The following is a 3,299-nucleotide window of genomic DNA, read 5'->3' as shown; positions in this document are numbered from 1 at the left end:
GCCGTGCCACTGTACTGGCGCTGCACACCTGCCGAGTGCTCCCCCTTCTTGACGAAACCGGTCTCGTCCACAATGAGTACCGCGTCACGCTCGCCCAGTTGTTCAACGACGTATTCCCGCAGCACGTCGCGCGCAGCATCGGCATCCCACTGCGCTCGCTCGAGCAGGTGTTGCACGCCGTCGGGCGTGGCTTCGCCGATCCACTCAGCGAGTTGCCAGCCGTTCTTGCGTTCAATCGCGCCGAGCAGGCCCTTCAGGTACGCCAATGTACGCTGCCGAGGCTCGGGCCGTCTGAACAGGCCGCCCAGCCGCTCGTGCAATGCATCCAGTTCCCGTTCCCACGCTTTCGCAACTGTCTCCATAGTTCTATATTCACATAGTAATCCTAATTAACTATAGTACAAAAATCTACGGCTGTAGTGTTAGTACTACAGCCGTAACTATTTATTCATGGTGGTGTACAACCGCGCTTGCGATAGTGGGCTTGTTGCGCCCGCCACTGGTGGGTTCGACGCCAAATTGACCATGACAGGATATGGTCGATCGACCAGATTGTTCGCCACAGCAGACGGCACAGCAGCCGACGGATCTCCTGTACGCTGAGTGGAACCACGCCGTCAGGCGTTTTTTTTACCACGTACCCGAAGGACGGCAAGCATGGCGTGAGCGAGCAGCGCGAGAGTGATATGGCGATACCAGCCCTGCCATCGACGCACTTCATACTGATCAAGTCCGCATTCGCCCTTGGCTGCTTCAAAGCCAATCTCGATCTCCCACCTACGGCCCGCGACGCTGACCAACGTCTGCCGTGTAGCCTTGCGCCGTGGGGCGTAGACGACGTAGTAAGCATGTTCGCGCCTCTCATCCAGGCTGCGCCTCACCAGCAGGTAATGCCCGAAGCGGCGTTCCTCAGGCGTGATCTGCAAACGCCAAAGCGGAGTAAGCGCCCAGTCGTACAGACGCTCGCCTTTGGCGCCCGCGCCTGCCGAGAGACGCCGCCATGCCCTGGCCGGCAAGCTCTGTGCGATCTTGTCAGCGCGAACGTATGTCGGCCCTTGCCACCACAGTGGTTCGTTCTTCGCGACAGCCAGCACGAAGGGCTGTTCGCGCGACTCAAGCCATAGCCGCAGAGGCCGGTCACCACCGTATACCTCATCGCCCGTCACCCAGGCGCACGGTACGCTGGCATCCAGTGCTCGCTCAAGCATCTGTCTGGCAAGCTGTGGTTTGGTCGCGAACTTTATCGTGTCGGGAATGCTCGCAGCCTTGCAACGCGGTGGATCATCAATCCATGATTGGGGTACATAAAGCTCGCGGTCGATGAAGGCGCTACCCCCATGGCCCGCATAGCAGAGAAACACCCCGATCTGGCTGTTCTCGATACGTCCGGCGGTCCCGCTGTACTGGCGCTGCACACCCGCCGAGTGTTCACCTTTCTTCACGAAGCCAGTCTCATCCACTACCAACACCGCGTCACTCGTACCCAACTGTTCAACCACGTACTGGCGCAATACATCGCGCGCGGCATCTGCATCCCATCTCGCTCGCTCGAGCAGATACTGCACACCGTCTGGGCTCGAGTCGCCGATCCATTCCGCGAGCTGCCAGCCGTTCTTACGTTCAACCGTACCCAGCAGTCCCTTCAGGTAGGACAGCGAGCGCTGTCGCGATTCCGAGCGACTGAACTGGCTACCGAGCCGCTCGTGCAATGCTTCAAGCTCACGCTCCCATTCCTTCAAGAGTATGTTCATGTCTCATGATTTGCGTAGTATAGCTAACTTAATATAGCACGAAACAGTTACGGCTGTAGTATTAGTACTACAGCCGTAACTATTTATTCATGGTGGTGTACAACCGCGCTTGCGATAGTGGGCTTGTTGCGCCCGCCACTGGTGGGTTCGACGCCAAATTGACCATGACAGGATATGGTCGATCGACCAGATTGTTCGCCACAGCAGACGGCACAGCAGCCGACGGATCTCCTGTACGCTGAGTGGAACCACGCCGTCAGGCGTTTTTTTTACCACGTACCCGAAGGACGGCAAGCATGGCGTGAGCGAGCAGCGCGAGAGTGATATGGCGATACCAGCCCTGCCATCGACGCACTTCATACTGATCAAGTCCGCATTCGCCCTTGGCTGCTTCAAAGCCAATCTCGATCTCCCACCTACGGCCCGCGACGCTGACCAACGTCTGCCGTGTAGCCTTGCGCCGTGGGGCGTAGACGACGTAGTAAGCATGTTCGCGCCTCTCATCCAGGCTGCGCCTCACCAGCAGGTAATGCCCGAAGCGGCGTTCCTCAGGCGTGATCTGCAAACGCCAAAGCGGAGTAAGCGCCCAGTCGTACAGACGCTCGCCTTTGGCGCCCGCGCCTGCCGAGAGACGCCGCCATGCCCTGGCCGGCAAGCTCTGTGCGATCTTGTCAGCGCGAACGTATGTCGGCCCTTGCCACCACAGTGGTTCGTTCTTCGCGACAGCCAGCACGAAGGGCTGTTCGCGCGACTCAAGCCATAGCCGCAGAGGCCGGTCACCACCGTATACCTCATCGCCCGTCACCCAGGCGCACGGTACGCTGGCATCCAGTGCTCGCTCAAGCATCTGTCTGGCAAGCTGTGGTTTGGTCGCGAACTTTATCGTGTCGGGAATGCTCGCAGCCTTGCAACGCGGTGGATCATCAATCCATGATTGGGGTACATAAAGCTCGCGGTCGATGAAGGCGCTACCCCCATGGCCCGCATAGCAGAGAAACACCCCGATCTGGCTGTTCTCGATACGTCCGGCGGTCCCGCTGTACTGGCGCTGCACACCCGCCGAGTGTTCACCTTTCTTCACGAAGCCAGTCTCATCCACTACCAACACCGCGTCACTCGTACCCAACTGTTCAACCACGTACTGGCGCAATACATCGCGCGCGGCATCTGCATCCCATCTCGCTCGCTCGAGCAGATACTGCACACCGTCTGGGCTCGAGTCGCCGATCCATTCCGCGAGCTGCCAGCCGTTCTTACGTTCAACCGTACCCAGCAGTCCCTTCAGGTAGGACAGCGAGCGCTGTCGCGATTCCGAGCGACTGAACTGGCTACCGAGCCGCTCGTGCAATGCTTCAAGCTCACGCTCCCATTCCTTCAAGAGTATGTTCATGTCTCATGATTTGCGTAGTATAGCTAACTTAATATAGCACGAAACAGTTACGGCTGTAGTATTAGAGACGGTTTCAAAAAGACGTGAAGGGGGCTGTTAACTTCATGGACATGCTGTTAACCTTGGTCGTCGTGACGACGAGGTCAAGGGGATGGACA

Annotated in this window: 1 protein-coding gene and 2 pseudogenes; all 3 read right to left on the bottom strand. The window is 58.4% G+C overall.

From position 1 onward, the window contains the following. The coding region (locus ABH944_RS44475) for a transposase (RefSeq protein ID WP_404615798.1) at window positions 1-362 on the bottom strand (362 nt) is incomplete at its 3' end. 78 nt (window positions 363-440) lie between these two features. Next, window positions 441-1,751, bottom strand: a pseudogene (locus tag ABH944_RS44470) (IS701 family transposase). 79 nt (window positions 1,752-1,830) lie between these two features. Further along, window positions 1,831-3,141, bottom strand: a pseudogene (locus tag ABH944_RS44465) (IS701 family transposase). Between the last annotated feature and the right edge of the window lie 158 nt (window positions 3,142-3,299).

The organism is Caballeronia udeis, assembly GCF_044909315.1.
Classification (GTDB): domain Bacteria; phylum Pseudomonadota; class Gammaproteobacteria; order Burkholderiales; family Burkholderiaceae; genus Caballeronia; species Caballeronia udeis_A.
This window is presented reverse-complemented; position numbering and strand designations above follow the sequence as displayed.